This window comes from Pseudomonas sp. NFACC39-1, from assembly GCF_900110355.1.
Classification (GTDB): domain Bacteria; phylum Pseudomonadota; class Gammaproteobacteria; order Pseudomonadales; family Pseudomonadaceae; genus Aquipseudomonas; species Aquipseudomonas tehranensis.
The window spans coordinates 93,820-117,159 of sequence record NZ_FODL01000002.1; the positions used below are offsets into that span (position 1 = coordinate 93,820).

The 23,340-nt window shown below is 60.7% G+C and carries 21 protein-coding genes; 10 read left to right on the plus strand and 11 right to left on the minus strand.

All coding sequences use genetic code 11. The features are described from left to right. Positions 1 to 104 precede the first annotated feature (104 nt). Positions 105 to 1,118: a porphobilinogen synthase gene (hemB, locus tag BMY45_RS04695; RefSeq protein ID WP_092395162.1), complete on the plus strand. Its 1,014-nt coding sequence runs from the start codon at positions 105 to 107 to the stop codon at positions 1,116 to 1,118. A 17-nt stretch (positions 1,119 to 1,135) separates the two neighbouring features. Continuing rightward, entirely contained in the window at positions 1,136 to 3,358 is a 2,223-nt protein-coding gene (ppk1, locus tag BMY45_RS04700) for a polyphosphate kinase 1 (protein WP_076383067.1), read from the plus strand. Between the two features lie 191 nt (positions 3,359 to 3,549). On the opposite strand, the gene ppx is transcribed toward ppk1, so the two are convergent. From ppx to BMY45_RS04725, 5 genes are all read right to left on the minus strand, one after another. Further along, complete coding sequence (ppx, locus tag BMY45_RS04705) at positions 3,550 to 5,052, minus strand: exopolyphosphatase (RefSeq protein WP_092395165.1); 1,503 nt, start codon at positions 5,050 to 5,052, stop codon at positions 3,550 to 3,552. Between the two features lie 260 nt (positions 5,053 to 5,312). Beyond that, entirely contained in the window at positions 5,313 to 6,047 is a 735-nt protein-coding gene (locus BMY45_RS04710; RefSeq protein ID WP_092395170.1) for an amino acid ABC transporter ATP-binding protein, read from the minus strand. Then, positions 6,034 to 6,684, minus strand: a complete 651-nt coding sequence (locus BMY45_RS04715; protein WP_092395173.1) for an amino acid ABC transporter permease — start codon at positions 6,682 to 6,684, stop codon at positions 6,034 to 6,036. The genes BMY45_RS04710 and BMY45_RS04715 overlap by 14 nt, the downstream gene beginning before the upstream one ends. Then, positions 6,681 to 7,349 (minus strand): amino acid ABC transporter permease, encoded by a 669-nt coding sequence (locus BMY45_RS04720; RefSeq protein WP_092395176.1) that lies wholly within the window; start codon positions 7,347 to 7,349, stop codon positions 6,681 to 6,683. Before BMY45_RS04720 ends, BMY45_RS04715 begins: the two co-directional genes overlap by 4 nt. 21 nt (positions 7,350 to 7,370) lie before the next feature. Continuing rightward, on the minus strand, positions 7,371 to 8,156 hold the full coding sequence (locus tag BMY45_RS04725) for a transporter substrate-binding domain-containing protein (RefSeq protein WP_092395179.1): 786 nt from the start codon (positions 8,154 to 8,156) through the stop codon (positions 7,371 to 7,373). Positions 8,157 to 8,411: 255 nt separating this feature from the next. Between BMY45_RS04725 and BMY45_RS04730 the strand changes: the two genes are divergently transcribed. From BMY45_RS04730 to BMY45_RS04755, 6 genes are all read left to right on the plus strand, one after another. Then, entirely contained in the window at positions 8,412 to 9,119 is a 708-nt protein-coding gene (locus BMY45_RS04730) for a FadR/GntR family transcriptional regulator (RefSeq protein WP_092395182.1), read from the plus strand. A 121-nt stretch (positions 9,120 to 9,240) separates the two neighbouring features. Then, complete coding sequence (trxA, locus tag BMY45_RS04735) at positions 9,241 to 9,570, plus strand: thioredoxin TrxA (RefSeq protein ID WP_092395185.1); 330 nt, start codon at positions 9,241 to 9,243, stop codon at positions 9,568 to 9,570. Between the two features lie 242 nt (positions 9,571 to 9,812). After that, positions 9,813 to 11,072 carry a transcription termination factor Rho gene (gene rho, locus BMY45_RS04740; RefSeq protein WP_025216061.1) on the plus strand — a complete coding sequence of 420 codons (1,260 nt, stop codon included), beginning with the start codon at positions 9,813 to 9,815 and terminating at the stop codon, positions 11,070 to 11,072. Between the two features lie 121 nt (positions 11,073 to 11,193). Continuing rightward, positions 11,194 to 12,660, plus strand: coding sequence for a 4-hydroxy-3-polyprenylbenzoate decarboxylase (ubiD, locus tag BMY45_RS04745; protein WP_092395188.1), 1,467 nt, complete (start codon positions 11,194 to 11,196; stop codon positions 12,658 to 12,660). After that, positions 12,660 to 13,628: a CDP-6-deoxy-delta-3,4-glucoseen reductase gene (locus BMY45_RS04750; protein ID WP_092395192.1), complete on the plus strand. Its 969-nt coding sequence runs from the start codon at positions 12,660 to 12,662 to the stop codon at positions 13,626 to 13,628. The genes ubiD and BMY45_RS04750 overlap by 1 nt, the downstream gene beginning before the upstream one ends. A gap of 163 nt (positions 13,629 to 13,791) precedes the next feature. Beyond that, positions 13,792 to 14,460, plus strand: coding sequence for a gamma-glutamylcyclotransferase (locus tag BMY45_RS04755; RefSeq protein ID WP_092395195.1), 669 nt, complete (start codon positions 13,792 to 13,794; stop codon positions 14,458 to 14,460). On the opposite strand, the gene glpT is transcribed toward BMY45_RS04755, so the two are convergent. After that, on the minus strand, positions 14,436 to 15,785 hold the full coding sequence (gene glpT, locus BMY45_RS04760; protein ID WP_092395198.1) for a glycerol-3-phosphate transporter: 1,350 nt from the start codon (positions 15,783 to 15,785) through the stop codon (positions 14,436 to 14,438). The two genes, BMY45_RS04755 and glpT, sit on opposite strands and share 25 nt — an antisense overlap. 243 nt (positions 15,786 to 16,028) lie before the next feature. Then, a complete protein-coding gene (locus BMY45_RS04765) occupies positions 16,029 to 17,006 on the minus strand; it encodes an NADPH:quinone oxidoreductase family protein (RefSeq protein WP_092395201.1) in 978 nt (325 codons plus the stop codon). A gap of 150 nt (positions 17,007 to 17,156) precedes the next feature. Between BMY45_RS04765 and BMY45_RS04770 the strand changes: the two genes are divergently transcribed. Beyond that, positions 17,157 to 17,564, plus strand: a complete 408-nt coding sequence (locus tag BMY45_RS04770) for a flagellar basal body-associated protein FliL (RefSeq protein ID WP_092395988.1) — start codon at positions 17,157 to 17,159, stop codon at positions 17,562 to 17,564. 64 nt (positions 17,565 to 17,628) lie between these two features. Here the strand turns inward: BMY45_RS04770 and BMY45_RS04775 are convergent, their stop codons facing one another. The 4 genes from BMY45_RS04775 to BMY45_RS04790 all read right to left on the minus strand — a co-directional run bounded on the left by BMY45_RS04775 (position 17,629) and on the right by BMY45_RS04790 (position 22,963). Continuing rightward, positions 17,629 to 18,747, minus strand: a complete 1,119-nt coding sequence (locus tag BMY45_RS04775; protein WP_092395206.1) for an ABC transporter permease — start codon at positions 18,745 to 18,747, stop codon at positions 17,629 to 17,631. Beyond that, on the minus strand, positions 18,747 to 21,470 hold the full coding sequence (rbbA, locus tag BMY45_RS04780; protein ID WP_092395209.1) for a ribosome-associated ATPase/putative transporter RbbA: 2,724 nt from the start codon (positions 21,468 to 21,470) through the stop codon (positions 18,747 to 18,749). Before rbbA ends, BMY45_RS04775 begins: the two co-directional genes overlap by 1 nt. Next, on the minus strand, positions 21,467 to 22,432 hold the full coding sequence (locus tag BMY45_RS04785) for an HlyD family secretion protein (protein ID WP_092395211.1): 966 nt from the start codon (positions 22,430 to 22,432) through the stop codon (positions 21,467 to 21,469). Before BMY45_RS04785 ends, rbbA begins: the two co-directional genes overlap by 4 nt. 81 nt (positions 22,433 to 22,513) lie before the next feature. Continuing rightward, positions 22,514 to 22,963 (minus strand): EVE domain-containing protein, encoded by a 450-nt coding sequence (locus BMY45_RS04790; protein WP_092395214.1) that lies wholly within the window; start codon positions 22,961 to 22,963, stop codon positions 22,514 to 22,516. A gap of 195 nt (positions 22,964 to 23,158) precedes the next feature. Between BMY45_RS04790 and BMY45_RS28110 the strand changes: the two genes are divergently transcribed. Beyond that, complete coding sequence (locus BMY45_RS28110; protein WP_092395219.1) at positions 23,159 to 23,305, plus strand: hypothetical protein; 147 nt, start codon at positions 23,159 to 23,161, stop codon at positions 23,303 to 23,305. Positions 23,306 to 23,340: the final 35 nt, after the last annotated feature.

The following is a 23,340-nucleotide window of genomic DNA, read 5'->3' on the forward strand; positions in this document are numbered from 1 at the left end:
GACTGCGACGACGGGACGCAGGTGCACATATCTGTCATCTGTTCGTCATAATGGCCGTCTATAACTGTCACGCTCGCCCGTCAGCGCGGGCTCAGGAGTCTGCCGTGAGCTTTACCCCCGCCAATCGTCTGTTCCCCGCTACCCGTCTGCGTCGCAATCGCCGTGATGAGTTCTCTCGTCGGCTGGTACGTGAAAACGTGCTGACCACCGATGACCTGATCCTGCCGGTGTTCGTGCTGGACGGTGAGAACCGTCGCGAGGCCGTGTCATCGATGCCCGGGGTAGAGCGCCTGACCATCGACCTGTTGCTTGAAGAAGCCGCCAAGTGGGTCGAGCTGGGCATTCCGGCGCTGGCGCTGTTCCCGGTGACGCCTGCCGGGCTCAAGTCCCTGGACGCCGCCGAAGCCTGGAACCCCGATGGCATCGCCCAGCGCGCGACCCGTGCCCTGCGTGCCCGCTTCCCGGAGCTGGGCGTGATCACCGACGTTGCGCTGGACCCGTTCACTACGCATGGGCAGGACGGCATTCTCGATGAAGAAGGCTATGTGCAGAACGACATTACCGTCGATGCCCTGGTCCGGCAGGCGCTGTCTCATGCCGAGGCCGGTGCTCAGGTGGTGGCGCCGTCGGACATGATGGATGGCCGGATCCAGGCGATCCGTGAAGCGCTGGAGGTGGCCGGTCATGTCAATGTGCGGATCATGGCCTACTCGGCCAAGTACGCCAGTGCCTATTACGGCCCGTTCCGTGATGCGGTCGGCTCGGCGCTGAACCTGGGCAAGGCCAACAAGGCCTCTTATCAGATGGACCCGGCCAACAGCGAGGAAGCCTTGCACGAAGTGGCGGCGGACTTGTCAGAAGGGGCTGATATGGTGATGGTCAAGCCGGGCATGCCTTACCTCGACATTCTTTGCCGGGTCAAAGACGAATTCAAAGTCCCGACCTTTGTCTATCAGGTCAGCGGCGAGTACGCCATGCACATGGCGGCCATCCAGAACGGCTGGTTGGGCGAAGGCGTGATCCTTGAGTCCTTGACCGCTTTCAAACGTGCAGGAGCTGATGGCATCCTGACTTACTTTGCTGTGCGCGCCGCCCAATTGTTACGAGAGCAGAAATAGCCTCCCAGGAACTTGCGATGAATACCGAAGGACTTTCTGAAGTTGCCGTAAAAGACGCTCAGCCCGTGGTCGAGCAGGTCGCCGAAACACCGCCGGAGCATGAGGCTGTGCCTACGCCGCCGGTGGTGCCCGAGGCCCCAGTGGCGCCTGCGATTGTCATTCCGAACCTGGATGACAGCAGCCTGTACATCCATCGCGAGCTGTCGCAACTGCAGTTCAACATCCGCGTGCTGGAGCAGGCGCTGGACGAGTCCTACCCGCTGCTGGAGCGGCTCAAGTTCCTGCTGATCTTTTCCAGCAACCTGGACGAGTTCTTCGAAATCCGCGTCGCCGGCTTGAAGAAGCAGATCACCTTTGCCCGCGAGCAGGCCGGTGCCGATGGCTTGCAACCGCATCAGGCCCTGGCACGGATCAGTGAGCTGGTCCACGGTCACGTTGACCGCCAGTACGCGATTCTCAATGACATTCTGTTGCCCGAGCTGGAAAAACATCAGGTTCGCTTCATTCGTCGGCGCAACTGGAACACCAAGCTCAAGACCTGGGTTCGCCGCTATTTCCGCGACGAGATCGCACCGATCATCACCCCGATCGGCCTCGACCCGACGCACCCGTTCCCGCTGCTGGTCAACAAGAGCCTGAACTTCATTGTCGAGCTTGAAGGTATCGACGCCTTCGGTCGCGACTCCGGCCTGGCGATTATCCCCGCGCCGCGCCTGTTGCCGCGCATCATTCGCGTGCCCGAGGACGTCGGCGGCCCCGGTGACAATTATGTGTTCCTGTCGTCGATGATCCACGCCCATGCCGATGACCTGTTCCAGGGCATGAAGGTGAAGGGTTGCTACCAGTTCCGCCTGACCCGCAACGCCGACCTGTCGGTAGACACCGAAGACGTCGAAGACCTGGCCCGCGCCCTGCGCGGCGAGCTGTTCTCGCGCCGCTACGGTGATGCGGTGCGTCTGGAAGTGGCCGACACGTGCCCCAAACACCTGTCCGACTACCTGCTCAAGCAGTTCAACCTGCATGAGACCGAGCTGTATCAGGTCAACGGTCCGGTCAACCTGACCCGACTGTTCAGCATCACCGGTCTGGACAGCCATCCAGAACTGCAATATTTGCCGTTCACGCCGCAGATCCCGAAGTTGCTGCAAAACAGCGAGAACATCTTCAGCGTGATCAGCAAGCAGGACATTCTGCTGCTGCACCCTTTCGAGTCGTTCACGCCGGTGGTCGACCTGCTGCGCCAGGCAGCCAAGGATCCCCACGTATTGGCGGTGCGCCAGACCCTGTATCGCAGCGGCGCCAACTCGGAAATCGTCGACGCCCTGGTGGACGCAGCGCGTAACGGCAAAGAGGTCACGGCGGTGATTGAGTTGCGGGCGCGCTTCGATGAAGAGTCCAACCTGCAACTGGCCAGTCGTCTGCAAGCGGCCGGTGCGGTGGTGATTTATGGTGTGGTCGGCTTCAAGACCCACGCCAAGATGATGCTGATCCTGCGGCGCGAGGCCGGCGAAATCGTGCGTTACGCCCACCTGGGCACCGGCAACTATCACGCCGCCAACGCCCGTCTGTACACCGACTACAGCCTGCTGACCTCCGACGATGCCTTGTGCGAAGACGTCGGCAAACTGTTCAGCCAGTTGATCGGCATGGGCAAGACCCTGCGCATGAAAAAGCTGCTGCACGCTCCCTTCACTTTGAAGAAGGGCATGCTCGACATGATCGCTCGGGAGACGCAGTTCGCCCTGGACGGTAAACCGGCGCACATCATCGCCAAATTCAACTCGCTGACCGATCCGAAGATCATCCGTGCGTTGTACAAGGCCAGCCAGTCGGGCGTGCGTATCGACCTGGTGGTGCGCGGCATGTGCTGCCTGCGGCCGGGCATCCCGGGGGTTTCCCATAACATCCACGTGCGCTCGATCATCGGCCGCTTCCTGGAACATACGCGGGTGTTCTACTTCCTCAACGGTGGGGAGGAGCAGATGTTCCTGTCCAGCGCCGACTGGATGGAGCGCAACCTCGACAAGCGCGTCGAGACCTGCTTCCCGGTGGAAGGCAAGAAGCTGATCCTGCGGGTCAAGAAGGAGCTGGAAAGCTACCTCACCGACAACACCCACAGCTGGAGCCTGCAATCGGACGGTCGCTACATCCGCAACACGCCGACCGGCAACCAGAATGCACGCAGCGCCCAGGCGACATTGCTGGAGCGCTTGGGCAGCCCGTTGCTGACGGTTCGTTAAGAGGGGGAGGCAGGCTCGGCTTTTGTGGCAAATGGGCTTGCTCTCTCTGAGCCCGTAGGAGCTGTCGAGCGAAGCGAGGCTGCGATCTTTTGATTTTCGCTTGATATTCAAACGTCAGGAAAAGATCGCAGCCTCGCTTCGCTCGACAGCTCCTACGGATCCAGCGGGATTGCAGTCACTGCAGCAAACAATCAGTGGATGTTCAGCGCAATCCCGACCCGGGTGAGCCATTCGGCTTCCTGGGCGAAGTCAGCCTGGGTCAGTTGGTTCTCTTGCAGCCAGCCTTCGGGAAACAGCACATCCAGCTCAGCTCCATCGGCGCGCAGGACCACCTGGGGCATTTCCTGGGTACCGCGGATGTGGTGGAACAGAATCGCAAAGCGCAGCAGCACGCACAAACGAATCAGCTTGATGCCGTCATTACCGAACTCAGCGAATTTATCCCTGGGAATATTGCGCCGGTGGCCACGCACCAATAGCGCGAGCATCTGCTGGTCTTCGCGGGAGAAGCCCGCCAGGTCCGAATGTTCGATCAGATAGGCGCCGTGCTTGTGGTAGTGATAGTGGGCGATGTCCAGGCCCACCTCATGCACCTTCGCAGCCCAGCCCAGCAGTTCGCGCCAGACCCCGTCGTTCAGGTCCCAATCGTCGGCCACCTGGTCGAAAGCGTGCAGCGCCTTGCGCTCGACCCGTGCGGCCTGTTCCTGATCGACGTGGTAACGCTCCATGAGCGAGCCCAGGGTGCGCTCACGGACGTCTTCATGGTGATGGCGCCCGAGTAGGTCATAGAGCACGCCTTCGCGCAGGGCGCCCTCGCAGTGGTCCATGCGTTGCAGTTCGAGGGCGTCGAAAATCGCTTCGAGGATCGCCAGGCCCGCCGGGAAAATCGCCCGGCGGTCGGGCTTGATGCCTTCGAAATCGATTTTGTCCGAGTCGCCGAGCTTGAACACCCTGCGCTTGAGCCAGGCCAGGCCTTCGGCGTTGACCTCGCCAGTGCCATGGCCGCCGGCCTTGAGGGCCAGGCCAATGGCGCGAATGGTGCCCGAGGAGCCGATGGCTTCATCCCAGGTCAGGCGGTGCAGGGCATGTTCGATGCTCATGATTTCCAAGCGCGCCGCCGTATAGGCCTGGGCGTAGCGCGCCGGAGTGATCTTGCCGTCGCGGAAATAACGCTGGGTGTAGCTGACACAACCCATTTGCAGGCTTTCGCGCAGCAGCGGCTCGAAGCGCTGGCCAATGATGAATTCGGTACTGCCGCCCCCGATGTCCGCCACCAGGCGTTTGCCCGGGGTGTCGGCCAGCGTATGGGAGACGCCGAGGTAGATCAGACGGGCCTCTTCACGCCCGGAAATGACTTCCACCGGATGGCCGAGGATCTCTTCGGCGCGGTGGATGAATTCGCCCCGGTTGCGCGCCTCGCGCAATGCGTTGGTACCCACGATCCGCACCGCGCCCAGGGGCATGCCGTTGATCAGTTGGGCGAACCGCTTGAGGCAATCGAGCCCGCGCTGGATGGATTCTTCGCTCAGTTGGCGCTCTTCGTCGATGCCAGCGGCCAGTTGGACCTTCTCGCCGAGCCGCTCAAGAATTCGGATTTCCCCGTTCTGGGCCTTGGCGACGACCATGTGGAAGCTGTTGGAGCCCAGGTCTATGGCAGCGATCAGGGACAGATTCTTGGCTTGGGATGGCGGCATGGTCAAAAAGTCTCGGTCGATAACCTCGCCATCCTGCCACGATCAACCGCTTACGCCAACGCACCTGATCCAAACCCTTGAGCCAGAGCAGCTTGCAGGGTGCCCTTGTGGCGAGGGGATTTATCCCCGCTGGGCTGCGCAGCAGCCCTAAAGCTGTGAACTCAATCATCCTGGCACGCCGAGTTGCCTGGTTTGGGGGCCGCTTCGCAGCCCAACGGGGATAAATCCCCTCGCCACAGAGTGTTCCTTGGCTGAGAAAATCAGGCGGGCTCGACCGTCCCAATGAAATTCGCCAGCTCTACGGTCTGCGGATCGGCGAACAACACCTTGGGATCCCCCACCTCGTGCACTTTGCCCTGGTGCATGAACACCAGTTTGTCCCCGACTTCCCGGGCAAAGCGCATTTCGTGGGTGACCATGATCAGGGTCATGCCGTCCTTGGCCAGCTGGCGCACCACGCCGAGCACTTCATTGACCAGTTCCGGGTCCAGGGCGGAGGTGATTTCGTCGCACAGCAGCACCTTTGGCGACATCGCCAGGGCGCGGGCGATGGCGACCCTCTGTTGCTGGCCGCCGGACAGGCGGTCTGGAAAGGCGTCGAATTTCTCCCCGAGTCCGACTCGCTCCAGCATCTGGCGTGCCAGTTCAGCCGCTTTGGCCTTGGGTACTTTTTGAACAACCTGCGGCGCGAGCATCACGTTCTCACCGACGGTCAGGTGCGGGAACAGGTTGAATTGCTGGAACACCATCCCGACTTTCTGCCGCAGGCTGCGCAGGTCGGCGCGGGCGGCGTCGAGGTATTCACCGTCGACTTCAATCACGCCGTCGTTGATCGACTCCAAACCATTGAGGGTGCGCAACAGGGTGGATTTGCCCGAACCGCTGCGGCCGATGATCGCCACGACCTGGCCCTCCTCGACGCTCAGGTCGATGCCTTTAAGCACGTGGTGATCGCCGTAGTATTTATGCAGGGCGGAAATTCTAAGCAGAGGCATGCAGTCTCCTTTCCAGGTAGCGCGCACTGAGGGACAAGGGGTAGCAAAGCAGGAAGTAACCGAGGGCCACCAGGCCATACACCATGAACGGCTCGAACGTGGCGTTGGCGAGCATGCCGCCGGTCTTGGTCAGTTCGGTAAAGCCAATGATCGAGGTCACGGCTGTGCCTTTGACCACCTGCACGGAAAAGCCCACGGTCGGGGCCACGGCGATGCGCAAGGCCTGGGGCAGGATCACGTAGCGCAACTGCTCCAGCGGGCTGAGGGCCAGGCTCGCCGAGGCTTCCCATTGGCCGTTGGAAATCGAGTCGACACAACCGCGCCAGATCTCCGCCAGGTAGGCGCTGGTAAACAGCGTCAAGGCAATCGCCGCGGCCATCCACGGGGAAATCTCCACCCCAGCCAAGGCTACGCCGAAGAACACCAGAAACAGCTGCATCAACAGCGGCGTGCCCTGGAACAGCTCGATGTAAGTACGGGCAATGTTGCGGGGCAGGGCGCTTTTGGAAATGCGCAGCACCATCACCAGCAAGCCGATCACGCCGCCCCCGATAAACGCCACCAGCGACAAGGCCAGGGTCCATTGCAGGCCCGTGAGCAGGTTGCGCACCACGTCCCAGAAAGTGAAATCGCTCATTGGCGGCTCCTGGCAATGTAGCGGCGCCCCACCCAGTTCAGGAACTGGCGGATCAACAGCGCCATGCACAAGTAGATCAGCGTGGTCAGTGCATAGGTCTCGAACGCGCGGAAATTACGCGACTGAATGAAGTTGGCGGCAAAGCTCAGCTCTTCGGTAGCGATCTGCGAGCAGACCGCCGAGCCGAGCATCACGATGATGATCTGGCTGCTCAGGGCCGGCCAGACCTTGCCCAGCGCCGGCAGCAGCACCACATGACGAAAGGCTTCAAAACGGCTCATCGCCAGGGCCGCGGCGGCTTCCAGTTGCCCGCGCGGGATGGCCTGGATGCCGGCGCGGATGATCTCGGTGGAGTAGGCGCCGAGGTTGATCACCATGGCCAGTACCGCTGCCTGCCATTCGGATATCTGCAAACCCAGGGACGGCAGGCCGAAGAAAATGAAAAACAGCTGCACCAGGAATGGCGTGTTGCGGATCAGCTCCACGTACACGCCGAAGATCGCCGCGAACGGACGAATATGCCACGCCCGCACCACGGCCCCGACGATGCCCAGGCCAACCCCGAGCAGCGCGCCGATGGCCGTCAACTCCAAGGTGAACAAGGCACCGCGCAGCAGCAGCTCGGTGTTCTGCACCACCGGCATAAAATCGAACTGATAAGCCATGCTCAACCTCTCAAGCGACGGTCAGAGATCGGCTGGCAGCGGCTGCTTGAGCCAGGTCTGGGAGTTTTTCTCCAGGCTGCCATCGGTTTTGGCAGAGGCCAGGATCTGGTTGACCTTGTCCAGCAGCGCCGGCTCGTTCTTGTTCACGCCCACATACACTGGCGAATCCTTGAGTTTTACTTTCAGCGCCGGGACGCGCTTGGGGTTGCGTTCGCTGATCGCGACCATGACCACGTTGCCGCTGGCGATCAGGTCTACCTGGCCGGCCAGATAGGCGGCGATGGTCGAGTTGTTGTCTTCAAAGCGCTTGATCGTGGCGCCCTGGGGAGCAACCTTGGTCAGCTCGATGTCTTCGATGGAGCCACGGGTGACGCTGATGGTCTTGCCCTTGAGGTCGTCCAAGCCGTTGATGGCGGCGTCGGGCGGGCCGAATACAGCGAGGTAGAACGGCGCGTAGGCACTGGAGAAATCGATGACTTTTTCACGCTCGGGGTTTTTGCCCAGGCTGGAGATCACCAGGTCGACCTTGCCGGTGGTCAGGAACGGAATGCGGTTGGTGCTGTTGACGGGGGTCAGTTCAAGCTTGACCTTGAGCTGGTCGGCCAGCAGCTGCGCGGTGTCGATGTCCAGGCCGCGAGGTTTCATGTCCGGGCCTACCGAGCCGAACGGTGGGAAGTCCTGGGGCACTGCGACCTTGAGGGTGCCGCGCTTGACCACGTCTTCCAGGCCGTCTGCTTGAGCAGGCAGATGAGTGAGCATCAGGCTGGCGAACAGGGCGGTAAGCAGGGCGCTGCAACGCTTAATCATGGCAAATCTCCGCATCGGTGATGTGATTTCTGCGTTCGGACAGAGCACAGGCCATGCCAAGCTGGTTTTTAATCTGCCAAAGCCACGGTTTTACTGGCGGGATGAGGTCTTACTGGTCTGAACAGTTGCGCCGCGTTTCGCACCGTTATCGGGCGTTGCTATTTGCCGCCGAACCCAACTGGAGCACGACTTGCCGGGCGCGGCGTTTAGCTTTACAACTAGCCGCTCACTGGCCCGGTTCATCTGAAAAAAATCATGAATTCCATCGCTCGCGCCGTTCCCGAAGTGGCCCTGCAAGCCATCCGTAAACTGATCGTCGATGAAGGCTTCGCTCCCGGGGATGCGCTGCCGTCACAACGGGACCTGGCGCTGCAACTGGGGGTGAGTCGAGCCTCGTTGCGTGAGGCGCTTTCATCGTTGAGTGCGCTGGGCGTCATCAGCGTACAGCCGGGCAAGGGTGTGTTCGTGCAGTCGGCGGTGGAGGTTTCGCGCAGCGAGCTGGCCCCGGGTTGGCCGTTCGCGGCCCAGGCTTCGCCGGTGGATATCTTCCAGCTGCGTTATGCCCTGGAAGGTTTCGCGGCCGGGTTGGCGGCGGTGACGCTGAGCGCCGATGAACTCGACACACTGGAGGACAACGTCGAGGCCATGCGCCGGGAGCTCAAGTCAGGGGATTTCGATGCCGCAGCGCGGCTGGATTTCGAGTTCCATCGGCGCATCCTGCAGGCCAGCGGTAACCAGGCGATGCTGAGTATTCTCACCGCCAGCGCCGACATCTTTCTGGAAAGCCAGAAACTACCGTTCATCCGAGCGGAACGGGCGATGGAAACGTGGCAGGAGCATCGCAAGATCCTTCGGGCCCTGGCCCGTCGCGCTTCGGCTGGCGCGCAAAAAGCCATGCAGGAACATGTGCGTAACGCCGCGCTGCGCACCGGAATTTCCTTCGTGGCCCCGGCTGCTCCATGAGGCGCGTCATACCCAAATACATCGGACACCATAGCGAGACTCAATCAACTGCGGCTTCCTGAACCCGGTAAGGGCCGCTATGATGGGCCACGTTTTTTTGCTGACAATCCCGGAGATTTCAATGAGCAGCGATCTGATCAAACACGTTACCGACGCTAGCTTCGACGAAGAAGTACTTAAGTCCGAAGGCCCGGTACTGGTCGACTATTGGGCTGAGTGGTGCGGTCCGTGCAAGATGATCGCGCCGGTCCTGGACGAAATTGCCCAGACCTACGAGGGTAAGCTGACCGTCGCCAAGCTGAACATCGACGAGAACCAGGACACCCCGCCCAAGTATGGCGTGCGTGGTATCCCGACGCTGATGCTGTTCAAGAACGGCAACGTCGAAGCCACCAAGGTGGGTGCGCTGTCGAAGTCGCAACTGGCCGCGTTCCTCGACGCCAACATCTAAGCGCCGAATGCTGTTGAAAAAGCCCCGCTAATCGCGGGGCTTTTTTCGTTACTCGGGGCTAGACGCTCGCAAACCCAGGTGTTACATTCGGCCCCGCACTGGTTTCTCCTTTGCCCCCTGCAAGCCGTCGCCGACGCACTCCTTTCGAATAAGTACGCGATCCTGTCGCCTTCTCCGCGGCGCGGCCTCATTAAGCCAAAAGCTTAATTTCCCCCCTCCATAAATGATTACGTCATTCCTATATGAATCTGACTGAACTCAAGCAAAAGCCGATTACCGAACTGCTCGAATTGGCCGAACAGATGGGCATAGAAAATATGGCCCGTTCGCGCAAGCAGGACGTGATTTTCTCCCTGCTCAAAAAGCACGCGAAAAGCGGCGAGGAAATCTCCGGTGATGGCGTGCTGGAGATTCTCCAGGACGGCTTCGGCTTTCTCCGCTCCGCAGACGCTTCCTATCTTGCCGGCCCAGACGATATCTACGTCTCGCCGAGCCAGATCCGTCGTTTCAACTTGCGCACCGGTGACACCATCGTTGGCAAGATCCGCCCTCCGAAGGAAGGCGAGCGTTACTTCGCACTGCTCAAGGTCGACACGATCAACTTCGACCGTCCGGAAAACGCGAAGAACAAGATTCTCTTCGAGAACCTGACCCCGCTGTTCCCGACCGTGCGCATGAAGATGGAGGCCGGTAACGGTTCCACCGAAGACCTCACCGGTCGGGTCATCGATTTGTGCGCACCTATCGGCAAAGGCCAGCGCGGTCTGATCGTGGCGCCGCCGAAAGCGGGCAAGACGATCATGCTGCAGAACATCGCGGCCAACATCGCTCGTAACAACCCTGAAGTTCATCTGATCGTGCTGCTGATCGACGAGCGTCCGGAAGAAGTGACCGAGATGCAGCGCACCGTGCGCGGCGAAGTGGTTGCCTCGACGTTCGACGAGCCGCCGACCCGCCACGTGCAGGTTGCCGAAATGGTGATCGAGAAGGCCAAGCGCCTGGTCGAGCACAAGAAGGACGTGGTGATCCTGCTGGACTCCATCACTCGTCTGGCCCGTGCCTACAACACTGTGATCCCGAGCTCCGGCAAGGTGCTGACCGGTGGTGTCGATGCCCACGCCCTGGAGAAACCGAAACGTTTCTTCGGTGCTGCGCGTAACATCGAAGAAGGCGGCTCGCTGACCATCATCGCCACCGCGCTGGTTGAAACCGGCTCGAAGATGGACGAAGTGATCTACGAGGAATTCAAAGGCACCGGTAACATGGAACTGCCTCTGGATCGCAAGATCGCTGAAAAGCGCGTCTTCCCGGCCATCAACATCAACCGTTCCGGCACCCGCCGCGAAGAGTTGCTGACCGCCGACGACGAGCTGCAGCGTATGTGGATCCTGCGCAAGCTCCTGCATCCTATGGATGAAGTCGCTGCCATCGAGTTTCTGGTCGACAAGTTGAAGCAGACCAAGACCAACGATGAGTTCTTCCTGTCGATGAAACGCAAGTAATCGATCAGGCAGGGCAGCAAAGCCGGGGAAACCCGGCTTTTTGCTATCCGTGCATTCACTATTTTGAACGGGCGGCGTTAAACTCGGGCCCCCGACGCCCCGGCTACCATGAGGCTTTTGCATGCAGTATCGCGACTTGCGCGACTTTATCAGCGGTCTGGAACAGCGCGGCGAACTCAAGCGCATCCAGGTGCCGGTGTCCCCCGTACTGGAAATGACCGAGGTCTGCGACCGTACGCTGCGAGCCAAAGGCCCGGCGCTATTGTTTGAAAACCCGACCGGTTATGACATCCCGGTGCTGGGCAACTTGTTCGGCACGCCACATCGCGTGGCCTTGGGCATGGGCGCCGAAGCCGTCAGCGAATTGCGCGAAATCGGCAAGCTGCTGGCGTTTCTCAAGGAGCCTGAGCCGCCCAAAGGTCTGAAGGATGCGTGGTCCAAGCTGCCGATTTTCCGCAAGATCATTTCCATGGCGCCGAAAGTCGTCAAGGACGCCATCTGCCAGGAAGTGGTGATCGAAGGTGACGATGTCGACCTGGCGATGTTACCGGTGCAGACCTGCTGGCCGGGCGACGTGGGGCCGCTGATTACCTGGGGCCTGACCGTCACCAAAGGTCCGAACAAGGATCGTCAGAACCTCGGTATCTACCGTCAGCAGGTCATTGGCCGGAACAAGGTCATCATGCGCTGGCTGAGCCACCGTGGCGGTGCGCTGGATTACCGGGAATGGTGTGAAAAACATCCTGGGCAACCGTTTCCGGTGTCCGTGGCCCTGGGCGCGGACCCGGCGACCATCCTCGGTGCTGTCACGCCAGTGCCTGACAGCCTTTCCGAATACGCATTCGCCGGGCTGTTGCGCGGCAACCGCACCGAACTGGTGAAATGCCGCGGCAACGATCTGCAAGTCCCGGCCACCGCCGAGATTATTCTTGAAGGCGTGATCCATCCCGGCGAAATGGCCGATGAAGGTCCGTACGGCGACCACACCGGCTACTACAACGAAGTCGACAGCTTTCCGGTGTTCACCGTCGAGCGCATCACCCATCGGATCAAGCCGATTTACCACAGCACCTACACCGGCCGTCCACCTGATGAGCCGGCCATTCTCGGGGTAGCACTGAACGAAGTGTTCGTGCCGATCCTGCAGAAGCAATTTCCCGAAATCACCGACTTCTACCTGCCGCCGGAAGGTTGCTCTTACCGCATGGCCGTGGTGACCATGAAGAAGTCGTACCCAGGGCACGCCAAGCGGGTCATGCTGGGGGTCTGGTCGTTTTTGCGACAGTTCATGTACACCAAGTTCGTTATTGTCACTGACGACGATATCAACGCACGAGACTGGAACGACGTGATCTGGGCCATCACCACGCGCATGGACCCCAAGCGTGACACGGTGATGATCGAGAATACGCCGATCGATTACCTCGACTTCGCCTCGCCGGTGTCCGGCCTGGGCTCGAAGATGGGACTCGATGCCACGCATAAATGGCCCGGTGAAACCACCCGTGAATGGGGCCGGGTGATCGTCAAGGATGAAGCCGTTACCCAACGGATCGATGCCATCTGGAATCAGTTAGGAATAGATTGATGCGTGTAACCTTGCAGCCTTCCGGGGCGGTGTTGGATATCCGGCCCGCCGAGCGGATTCTCGATGGCGCGCGACGCCTGGGCTATGAGTGCCCGCAAAGCTGCCGCAATGGCAACTGCCATGTCTGCGGTGCGCTGTTAGTGGAAGGCCGCGTGGAGCAGGCGGGTGAAGTGCGCGATCACGGTGAGATATTCACCTGCATTGCCGAGCCTCTGGAGGACTGCGTGGTGCTGTGGGATGGCGTGCTGTCACCGGGTGAGTTGCCCGTGCGCAGCCTGGCGTGCCAGGTCACTGAATGCGCAGACGTGGGCGGTGATGTCTGGCGAGTACGCCTGCGCGCACCGGCGGGCAAGCCGCCGCGCTATCACGCGGGGCAGTACCTGATGATCGAGCGGGAGAATGGCGAGAAATCGGCGTTTTCCCTGGCCTCGGCGCCGCATTCGGGGCGCGAGCTGCAATTGCACGTATTAGTGCGCGAAAACAGTGCGCAGACGCTGCTGGAGCAACTTCAGCGTAACCCCAATGTGCGCATCGAAATGCCCTTTGGCGACACCCATTTGTCCGAGTTGCCGGAGGGGCCGCTGGTGTTGATTGCCGCCGGTACTGGCATGGCGCAGATGCACAGCCTGATCGAACATTGCCGCGCAGCGGGTTTCAAGCACCCGGTGCATCTGTATTGGGGCGTGCGGCGCCCGGAAGATTTCTATGAAATCGAACATTGGGACGAGTGGAAAACGCTGCCTAACCTGTTCCTGCACAAAGTCGTCAGCGACTTGTGTGGCTGGGAAGGGCGCTGTGGGATGCTTCACGAAGCCGTGTGCGAGGACATCAGCGATCTCAAGGGCGTGCATGTCTACGCCAGTGGCTCGCCGGCGATGATCTATGCCACCCTCGACGCGTTGGTCGATGCCGGAATGGACGCCCACCAAATGCGCGCCGACGTATTTGCCTATGCGCCGCGGGCGTAGGAGCTGTCGAGCGAAGCTTCGCTCGACAGCTCCTACGCAATATCAGAATTCCCTCGTTCATGGGCATTCATGGCATTTAATTTGCCTTGCTCCTGACAAGCGTCAGTGTCATGACGCGCACCATCCAGCTTCATGAACCGCGAGGAGCCAACCGCTACCGGCCATGACCGCTATCGAATCCGCCTTTACTTGTGCGCCATACCCGCCACGCCTCGACCTGGGGCCGCAGTTGACCCGTGAGCAATTGCTCGCCTCGATGCAATTGACCATGAGCCTGCACCGGGGTGGGCCGGTGTGGCTGTTTGCTTACGGTTCGTTGATCTGGCGGCCGGAGTGCACGGCGGTGGAGCGGGTGCGCGGTCGGGTCCACGGGTACCATCGCGGTTTGTATTTGTGGTCTCACGAGCACCGGGGGACCCCGGAATTACCGGGGTTGGTGTTCGGGTTGGACCGAGGCGGGTCGTGCAGCGGTTTCGCCTATCGATTATCGGAAGAGAATCTGGAGGACTCGCTGTTCGCCCTGTGGCAGCGCGAGATGCCGTTCCCGTCCTATCGTCCGCACTGGCTCAGTTGCCGCCTCGAAGATGGCAGCCGGGTGCAGGCCTTGGGATTCGTGCTGGAGCGGCACCTGCCCAGCTATGCCGGCAACTTGCCGGACCATGTGCTGAGCCAGGTGTTCGAAAACGCCTGTGGGCGCTATGGCACCACTCGCGATTATGTCGAGCAGACCATCCACGCCCTGCGCAGCCACGCCATGCCAGACCGGAATCTGGAGGCGCGGCTCAAACGCTGCAAATCAGCCCTGGATCAGGCCACCGCTTCGCGGCTCTGACTGGCGATTTGCTTGTGCCACAAGGTTGGCGCGAGGAACGCCATCGCCAGCAGGCAAGCACCCACCAGCAATACAAAACCACCGTTCCAGCCGAAATGGTCCACCGTGTAGCCCATCGCAGCACTGGCCGCGACCGAGCCGCCCAGATAGCCAAACAGCCCGGTGAAACCGGCGGCGGTACCGGCGGCCTTTTTCGGTGCCAGTTCCAGGGCCTGCAAACCGATCAGCATGACCGGGCCGTAGATCAGAAAGCCAATGGAAACCAGGGCGACCATGTCCACGGTCGGGTTGCCCGCCGGGTTCAGCCAGTACACCAGCGTCGCCACGGTCACTAGCGCCATGAACACCATGCCCGTCAGGCCCCGGTTGCCGCGGAAGATTTTGTCCGACATCCAGCCGCACAGTAACGTGCCAGGGATGCCTGCCCACTCGTACAAGAAGTACGCCCAGGAGGTTTTATCCACCGTGAAGCCTTTGGCTTCCTTGAGGTAGGTGGGCGCCCAATCCAGCACGCCGTAGCGCAGCAGGTAAACAAAGACGTTTGCCATGGCGATGTACCAGAGCATTTTGTTGCGCAGCACGTACTTGACGAAGATTTCCTTGGCGCTGAACTCGTTCTCGTGACTGGCGTCGTAGCCTTCCGGGTAATCGTTCTTGTATTTTTCGATCGGCGGCAGGCCTACCGATTGCGGGGTGTCGCGCATGGTCGCGAAGGCAAACAGCGCCACCAGTAGCGCCACGGCCGCCGGTACATAAAACGCCGCGTGCCAGTCATTGAACCAGCCCATCCCCAGCAGGAACAACGGCCCAATCAAGCCACCGCCGACGTTATGCGCCACGTTCCAGACCGACACCACACCGCCGCGTTCTTTCTGTGACCACCAGTGCACCATGGTCCGCCCACTGGGCGGCCAGCCCATGCCCTGAGCCCAGCCATTGATGAACAGCAGGATGAACATCATGGTGACGCTGGAGGTTGCCCATGGCGCGAAACCGAAAATGAACATCACCCCCGCCGAGACCAGCAAACCGAATGGCAGGAAATAGCGCGGATTGGAACGGTCGGACACCAGGCCCATCAGGAACTTTGAAAGCCCATAGGCGATGGCAATGGCCGACATGGCCAGGCCCAACTGACCCCGGGTGTAGCCCTCGTCGATCAAGTACGGCATGGCCAGGGAGAAGTTTTTGCGCAGCAGGTAATAACCGGCGTAGCCGATGAAGATGCCGGCGAAAATCTGCCAGCGAAGGCGTCGATAGGTGCTGTCTATTTTTTCTTCAGGCAGGGGCGCCTGATGTACGGCAGGACGAAAGAAAGCAAACATTCAAGGGCTCCAGATTCTTGTTATGACTGCGGATGCGAATGTTACAGTTTCGTTACCGAAAATAGCACCGCTTCTCATTGTCAAAACAGTGGAAATTCCCCTTGATGAATGTTCTTAAATGAACATGTCGCTCAGACATACGCTGATGGCGCTGTCGGAATTGCCTTGTGGCCAGGTTCAACGTGGCCAGGTTCAACAATCATGCGGTCCGCAGCCTCCGGCACCCGGACCGCTTGATTGGCTTCAACGCACCTGCACCACCACCTTCCCCACAGCCTTGCGCTGGCCCAGGTCGTTGATCGCCTGGGCGGCGTTGCTCAGTGGATACACCTGCGAGACCAGCGGCTTGAGCTTGCCTTCGGTAAACCAGTCGAACAATTGCTGGAAGTTGGCGGCGTTGTCCTGGGGTTGGCGTTGGGCGAAGGAGCCCCAGAACACACCCACCACGGCGGCGCCCTTGAGCAAGGCCAGGTTCACGGGCAGCTCGGGGATGCGCCCGCTGGCAAAGCCGACCACCAGCAGCCGGCCATTCCAGGCGATGGCGCGAATGGCCTGGTCGAACAGGTCGCCGCCTACCGGGTCGTAGATCACGTCGGCGCCTTGGCCGTCGGTGAGGCGTTTGATTTCATCCTTGAGGCTGGTTTCGCTGTAGTTGATCAGTTCGTCGGCGCCGGCGGCCTTGGCCACGGCCAGTTTCTCTGCGCTGCTGGCGGCGGCAATCACCCGGGCGCCCATGGCCTTGCCGATCTCCACCGCCGCCAGGCCAACGCCGCCGGATGCGCCGAGCACCAGCAGGGTTTCGCCAGGTTGCAGGTTGGCCCGTTGCTTGAGGGCATGCATCGAGGTGCCATAGGTCATGCTGAAGGCGGCAGCGGTGTTGAAGTCCATGGACGCCGGGATCGGTAACACGTTGTAGCCAGGCACCGCCACCTGTTCGGCAAAGCTGCCCCAACCGGTCAGCGCCATCACCCGGTCACCGACCTTCAGGTGGCTGACTTTTTCACCCACCGCGCTGACCACGCCCGCTGCTTCGCCGCCAGGGGAAAACGGGAAGGGGGGCTTGAATTGATATTTGCCCTCGATGATCAGCGTGTCAGGGAAGTTCACCCCGGCGGCATGCACGTCCAGCAGCACTTCGTTCTTCTTCGCGACGGGGCTGGCGACGTCTTCCAGCACCAGCGATTCGGCAGGACCGAATTCTTTGCACAGCACGGCTTTCATCAGGGCTATTCCTTTGGGAGTGATGGCCGATAAGTGTAGGTGTGAGAGTCAACGGGTCAACGAGCATGCCCCGCCCTGATAGCCGGCCATAAGCTTGTGCTTGAACGGCGGGTCGGTATGCTGGGCCGCAAATCGTATGAGGAGTCGAATGTGAAAGCGTGGATCATGTTGATGCTGGCTCTGTCGTTGTCTGTGACGGCGATGGCCGAGGAAACCAAAGAAGGCGAGGCGCCGAAGGTCAGTTACATCACCCTCAGCCCGCCATTCGTGGGCAATTATGGCCTGGACGGCTCGGCGAAGCTGAGGGTGTACAAGGCCGATGTGGCCCTGCGTGTGACCGGTGACGCAGCCGCTGCGGCAGTCAAGGCCAACGAGCCATTGATCCGCAACCAACTGGTGGCGTTGTTCGCCCAGCAGACCACCGAGGCGATGAACAACCTCGAAGCCAAGGAAAAACTGCGTCAGGAAGCGTTGAAGCAGACCCAGCAAGTGATGAACGACGAGACCGGCAAGCCGATGGTGGATGATCTGTTGTTCAATAACCTGATCATTCAATAAATCGGCTGGATCGTAGCCCCGACAGCGCCACGAATCGGTAGGCGCTGACGAAGGCTGCTTTTTATCAGGACGCCAGGCTTTTGCGAAACCGCCCCAGGGCGATGAAAAAGAACAAGAGCCCGATTGCCGCCAGTGCCAGCAGGTCTGGCCATACCACGCTAACGCTCGCATCCCGGAATAGAATCGCCGCGCTGAGGCTGACGAAATGGGTCGAAGGCGAACCTTGCATCACCCATTGCAACCATTGCGGCATGCTATCGAGCGGCGTGCTGCCGCCCGACAACAGCAGCATCGGTATGATGACCGGGATCGACAGTAGACCGAACTGCGGCGTTGAGCGGGCCAGGGTGGCGAGAAAAATGCCCAGGGCGGTGCTGGCGAACAGGTAGAGCGCGGTCACCAGCAGAAATAGCAATATGGAGCCGGTAAGCGGCACGCCCAAGGCGACCTTGACGATTATTTCCAGCGAGGCCCAGGTGCATAGCACCACCACCAGCATGTTGCTCCAGATTTTCGCCAGCATGATTTCCAGTGCGGTCAGCGGTAGCACCAGCAGGTGATCGAGGGTGCCGTGCTCGCGCTCGCGCAGCAGCGCGGTGCCCGTCAGGATGATGGCCAGGATCGTGATGTTGTTGACGATCTGGATCACGGCCAGAAACCACCCGCCCTCAAGATTGGTGTTAAACAGCGCTCGGGTGGTCAGCTTCACGGGCGTTTGTGCGCTTGCTTGTGCCTGCCCGCTGTAGGTCAGCAGTTCCTGTTGGAAAATCCGCCCGATGTAGCCGGCGCCCATGAACGCCTGGCTCATGGCTGTGGCATCAACGTTGAGTTGCAGCGCAGGCTCTCGTCCGGCGAGCAGATCGGCCTGGAAGTTGGCGGGCACATTGATGACGAAGGTGTAGCGGCCACTGTCCATGACGTTGTCCAGCTCGGCATAGGGCAACGCCACTGGGCTCTGGAATTCCGGCGGTTGCAGCGCCTGGATCAATTGACGTGAGAGATGGCTTTGGTCTTCATCCACCACCGCCACGCTGGCGTTGTGGACGCCGATCACCGAGCCTGCGGCCGGCATGTAGATCGCCACGGTGAATGCGTAGCCTAAAAACAGCAGCAGGACGGAGTCATACCGCAGGCTGGTCAGTTCCTTGAGGCCAAGACGCCAGATATGCGAAAACTTGTGCATCAGGCCTCCTGTTTTTTCAGCATGACCAGGCTGAGCCCGGTGAACGCCAGAAAAAAGCCCAGTAGCGCCAGGCATTGCGGCCATAGCTGGCGCAGGTCCAGGGCCTTGGTGAAAGTGCCGACGGCGATGTCCAGGAAATAACCGGCGGGAAACAACTGGCCCATCACCGAGGCTGCCCCGTCCAGGGATGAGCGCGGCACGATCAACCCCGAGAATTGGATGGTCGGAAGACTGGTGATGATCATGGTGCCGAGGATCGCTGCGATCTGGGTGCGGGTAAACGCCGAGATCAACAACCCCATACTGGTGGTTGCCAGTACGTAGAGCAGCCCGCCCAACGCCAGCGTCAGGCCGCTGCCTTTGAATGGCACGCCGAACAGCCAGCGATTCATCGCCGTCAGCAGGGCCAGATTGATCAGGCTGACCGTCAGATAGGGCGCTTGTTTGCCCAGCAGGAACTCCAGGCGGGTCAACGGTGTGGCGTAGAAATTGGTGATCGAGCCCAACTCCTTTTCCCGCACGATCCCCAGGGCCGTCAACATGGCCGGAATGAACGCGAGGATCAACGCCATCACGCCCGGACCGATAGCGTTCACGCTGACCACGTCCTGGTTGTAGCGGAACCGGGTCTCCAGGCTGGCTGCGCTTTGCTGGTTTAGCGCCGGGCTGCTCTGTTCAACCAGTTGTTCGAGATTGGCCTGATGTACCGCCTGGACGTAGTTGCGACTGGTTTCGGCGCGAAACGGCATGCCGCCGTCCAGCCAGGCGCCAACGGTGGGTTGCCGACCGGCATACAGGTCACGGCCGAAACCGGGTGGGATTTGCAGGGCCAGCTTGATTTCCGAACGTTGCAAGCGCCGATGCAGCGCGTTCGCGTCCTGGATAACCGGCTGCTCCTCGAAATAGCGCGAGCTGCGAAAAGCTTCCAGATAAGCGCGACTTTGCGGGCTTTGATCCTGATCGAACACGGCGAAGGCGAGCTTTTCCACGTCCAATGAAATGCCGTAGCCGAAGATCACCATCATGAACAGGGCTCCCAGCAAGGCGAAGGCCATGCGTACCTTATCTCGCAGCAGCTCCTTGCCTTCCCGACTGGCGACGGCCCACAGGCGCCCGAGGCTGAAGCCGTGCCGGACCTGCGGCGTGCCGGCATTGTCGAGGGGCACGGGGGCGGTGTCTTGCTGTGTTTCCCCCTGGGCCTGTTCCAGGCAGGTGACAAACGCGGCCTCCAGCGTCTGACCGTTGAACTGCGCCTGGAGGGCTGCTGGTGTGTCGCAGGCCAGGACTTTGCCGGCGTGCATCAGCGAAATGCGATCACAGCGTTGGGCTTCGTTCATGAAATGCGTGGAAAGAAATATCGTCACGCCCTGTTCGCGGGACAACTCAATCAGCAGGCGCCAAAAGTCGTCCCGCGCGGCCGGGTCAACGCCTGAGGTCGGTTCATCGAGGATCAGCACTTCCGGGCGATGCAACACCGCCACGGCGAGGGACAAGCGCTGACGCAGGCCCAAGGGGAGCGCGCCGCAAGGTTGGTCGGCGAGGCTCTGGAGATTGAAGCGCTGGATCAGCTCGTTGATGCGCGCGTCGCTTTCGGCCTTGGGCAGATCGAACAGCTTCGCATGCAAGGCCAGGTTCTGGCGCACGCTCAGTTCGCCGTACAGTGAGAAACTCTGAGACATGAAGCCCACCCGTTTGCGGGTGGCCAGGTCCTTGGCGTTGACCGGGTTGCCCAGCAGCCGGGCGCTGCCTTCGCTGGCGGGCATCAGCCCGGTCAACACCTTCATGGTGGTGGTCTTGCCGCAACCGTTGGAGCCCAGAAAGCCAAAGATCTCACCGCGACCGATCGCGAAGCTGACCTTGTCGACTGCGGTGAAATCACCAAAGCGCAAGGTGAGGTCGTGGGCCTGGATGGCAATGTCGGCGTTGTCAGTTCTGGGGGGGATCGTCAGTGGCGCGGTGTTGTGGCGGCTGTCACCCTGGAAATAGGTAAAAGCCGAGTCGAGCTTGCCGTCGGGGGTGACGCCAGCCAGTTCGGCGCTCAAGCCCTTGGCGATCAAACGGCCGTTGTCGAGCATCAGGCAATGCTCGAACTGTTCGGCTTCCTCCATGTAAGCCGTGGCGACCAGCAGGGTCAGTTGCGGTCGTTGCCGGCGCACGTCTTCGATCAGCTCCCAAAAGCGCCGGCGCGACAACGGGTCCACGCCGGTGGTGGGTTCGTCGAGAATCAGCAGGTCCGGCTCGTGGATGAGTGCGCAACACAGGCCGAGCTTTTGTTTCATGCCCCCCGACAGTTTGCCCGCCGGACGTTCGGCAAAACGCTGCAGGTCGGTCGCCAACAGGAGCTTGCCCATGCGCTGTTCGCATTCAGCCCGCGAAAGCCCGAACAGCGTGGCGAAAAACCGGATGTTCTCGCTTATCGACAAATCAGGATAAAGATTGCCCCCTAGCCCTTGGGGCATGAAGGCGATGCGTCGATAAAGCGTATTGCGATGACGTCGATCCTCGATTGCCCCCCCCAGCACCTGTAACTCGCCTGTCTGGTGTTTCTTGACCCCGGCAATCAGCCCCAGCAGGCTGGATTTTCCCGCCCCGTCCGGGCCGATCAGGCCGCAACGAGTGCCGATGGGCAGACTGAACCCGATATCGCTCAAGGCTGTCAGTTGGCCGTAATGGTGCTCAAGGCCCCTGACGTGCAGGACTGGTTCGCCAACGGTGGCGCTCATTGCAAGTTGGCCGGCCAGTCAATGGGGGCCGTGCGCACGTAGCCGGCGCCGGGCATGCCCGGTTTTGCCTGGGGCACTTCGCCGGGCCGCGACAGGCGTATCTTGACGCGGAACACCAGTTTCTGGCGCTCGTCACGGGTTTCGACTTCTTTGGGGGTGAACTGGGATTTGGCCGCGACGAAGCTGACCGTTGCCGGCAATGGTCGATCGGGCAGGGCGTCGAGCAGCAGACGCGCCTGATCGCCCACCGCCAGTTTCCCGGCCACGGACGCCGGCAAATACAGGTTCATGTATTGATCGTTCGGATCGATCATCAGCAATACCCGGCCACCGGCGCCCAGCACTTCGCCCGGCTCGGCCAGGCGTAGCTGAATCACACCGTCAATGGGGGCGCGCAGGCTGCTGTCGTCGATTTCGCTGGTCAGTTGTGCAACCTGGGCCTGGGTCGCACCGATGGCGGCGGCCGCTGCCGACACCTGGGCCTGGGCAGCATTGACCGCGGCGTTAGCCGTGTCGAAACGGGCTTGTTGTTGGTCGATCGCCTGGGCACTGGCGTAACCGCGCCTGAACAGTTCCTGGGTGCGTTTGAGTTCTTGGTGGGCGAGCAATTGTTCGCTCTGGCGCAGTTGCACATTGGCTTGAGCGGCGGACAGGTTTTCCCGGGCGCGCGTTACTTCGGCTTCGGCCTGGTTTCGCTGGGCCTCCAGGGTGCGGGTGTCCATGCGCGCCAGAAGTTGGCCCTTGCTGACGACATCGCCTTCGTCAACATGAACGTCGGCCAGGCGCCCGGGTGTCTTGCTGGCGATCTGGACTTCGGTGGCCTCCAGGCGCCCATTGCCCATGCTTAGGCCTTCGGGCAGGCGATCCTGGCGTGACTTCCAATAGCCAAACCCTCCGGCGGCCAACAACAGAGCCATCAAGGCAAGGGCGAAAAAGCGAGAGCTACGGTGGTTTGTCGACATGTCCGGCATCCTGCGGCTGTAGCGTTGCAGTCTGCTGGATCCGTTACTGGCCCAGCTTGATATCCATCAACTCATGGCGGATCAGCGTAAGGCAATAACCGCCGCCCACTGCTCAGCCGTCACCGGCATCACCGACAGTCGCGAGCCTTTTTGCACCAGCGGCATTTCAGCCAGGGCGGTTTGCTGCTTGAGATAGTCGAGCTTGAGCACGCGGGGAAACGTTTGGACATGGGCCACGTCGATTGCAGTCCAGGGATTTTTATCCGGGCTGGCCTTGGGGTCGAAATAGTGACTGTCGGGCTCCAATGCCGTCGGGTCAGGGTAGGCCGCCCGAATGATTTGTCCAATGCCGGCTATACCCGGCTCCGGGCAACTGGAGTGGTAGAAAAAGAACGAGTCGCCCACCGCCATGGCCCGCAAGAAGTTACGTGCCTGGTAGTTGCGAACCCCGTCCCATCGTGCCTGGCCGAGCTTTTCCAGACCCTGGATGGATAATTCGTCGGGCTCGGATTTCATCAGCCAATAGGCCATGATTTCTACTCCTGGGCGGTAATGATAAAAAAAGTTCAGCGATCTTATGACAAACCGACAGTCGGTTGACGCCAGAGTTTGCGTGTTGATGCCGGTTGCCGCAAAATGCCGGCCTTCCAAGCTTTACGCTGCTGCACGGCCAATAAGAAAACCGCTGCTGTCATCGTGTGTGATATGCCTTGAGGGGGGCAATCGATGAAACGCAAACCGGATTTGTTGTGGATCTTGGTCATTCTGTTCGGCCTGGGGGTCGTTACCACGGGTTACGCCCAGAGTTTGTGGGCCAGCAAGACCGATACACCGATGGAAATCACCCAGCCCGCGCCTTCGCTCAAACGCTGAGCCGGTCTGCAGGACGCCGCTGTTTTCCTGCGGCG

What these genes read in the sequence shown, in the direction of transcription:
- BMY45_RS04755 (WP_092395195.1), top strand. Translation starts at nt 13,792, where the DNA reads ATGACCGCTATCGAATCCGCCTTTACTTGTGCGCCATACCCGCCACGC.
- ppk1 (WP_076383067.1), top strand. Translation starts at nt 1,136, where the DNA reads ATGAATACCGAAGGACTTTCTGAAGTTGCCGTAAAAGACGCTCAGCCC.
- BMY45_RS04765 (WP_092395201.1), bottom strand. Translation starts at nt 17,006, where the DNA reads ATGAAAGCCGTGCTGTGCAAAGAATTCGGTCCTGCCGAATCGCTGGTG.
- BMY45_RS28110 (WP_092395219.1), top strand. Translation starts at nt 23,159, where the DNA reads ATGAAACGCAAACCGGATTTGTTGTGGATCTTGGTCATTCTGTTCGGC.
- BMY45_RS04750 (WP_092395192.1), top strand. Translation starts at nt 12,660, where the DNA reads ATGCGTGTAACCTTGCAGCCTTCCGGGGCGGTGTTGGATATCCGGCCC.
- BMY45_RS04790 (WP_092395214.1), bottom strand. Translation starts at nt 22,963, where the DNA reads ATGGCCTATTGGCTGATGAAATCCGAGCCCGACGAATTATCCATCCAG.
- rbbA (WP_092395209.1), bottom strand. Translation starts at nt 21,470, where the DNA reads ATGAGCGCCACCGTTGGCGAACCAGTCCTGCACGTCAGGGGCCTTGAG.
- BMY45_RS04785 (WP_092395211.1), bottom strand. Translation starts at nt 22,432, where the DNA reads ATGTCGACAAACCACCGTAGCTCTCGCTTTTTCGCCCTTGCCTTGATG.
- glpT (WP_092395198.1), bottom strand. Translation starts at nt 15,785, where the DNA reads ATGTTTGCTTTCTTTCGTCCTGCCGTACATCAGGCGCCCCTGCCTGAA.
- trxA (WP_092395185.1), top strand. Translation starts at nt 9,241, where the DNA reads ATGAGCAGCGATCTGATCAAACACGTTACCGACGCTAGCTTCGACGAA.
- rho (WP_025216061.1), top strand. Translation starts at nt 9,813, where the DNA reads ATGAATCTGACTGAACTCAAGCAAAAGCCGATTACCGAACTGCTCGAA.
- BMY45_RS04730 (WP_092395182.1), top strand. Translation starts at nt 8,412, where the DNA reads ATGAATTCCATCGCTCGCGCCGTTCCCGAAGTGGCCCTGCAAGCCATC.
- ppx (WP_092395165.1), bottom strand. Translation starts at nt 5,052, where the DNA reads ATGCCGCCATCCCAAGCCAAGAATCTGTCCCTGATCGCTGCCATAGAC.
- BMY45_RS04710 (WP_092395170.1), bottom strand. Translation starts at nt 6,047, where the DNA reads ATGCCTCTGCTTAGAATTTCCGCCCTGCATAAATACTACGGCGATCAC.
- BMY45_RS04725 (WP_092395179.1), bottom strand. Translation starts at nt 8,156, where the DNA reads ATGATTAAGCGTTGCAGCGCCCTGCTTACCGCCCTGTTCGCCAGCCTG.
- BMY45_RS04715 (WP_092395173.1), bottom strand. Translation starts at nt 6,684, where the DNA reads ATGAGCGATTTCACTTTCTGGGACGTGGTGCGCAACCTGCTCACGGGC.
- ubiD (WP_092395188.1), top strand. Translation starts at nt 11,194, where the DNA reads ATGCAGTATCGCGACTTGCGCGACTTTATCAGCGGTCTGGAACAGCGC.
- BMY45_RS04775 (WP_092395206.1), bottom strand. Translation starts at nt 18,747, where the DNA reads ATGCACAAGTTTTCGCATATCTGGCGTCTTGGCCTCAAGGAACTGACC.
- BMY45_RS04720 (WP_092395176.1), bottom strand. Translation starts at nt 7,349, where the DNA reads ATGGCTTATCAGTTCGATTTTATGCCGGTGGTGCAGAACACCGAGCTG.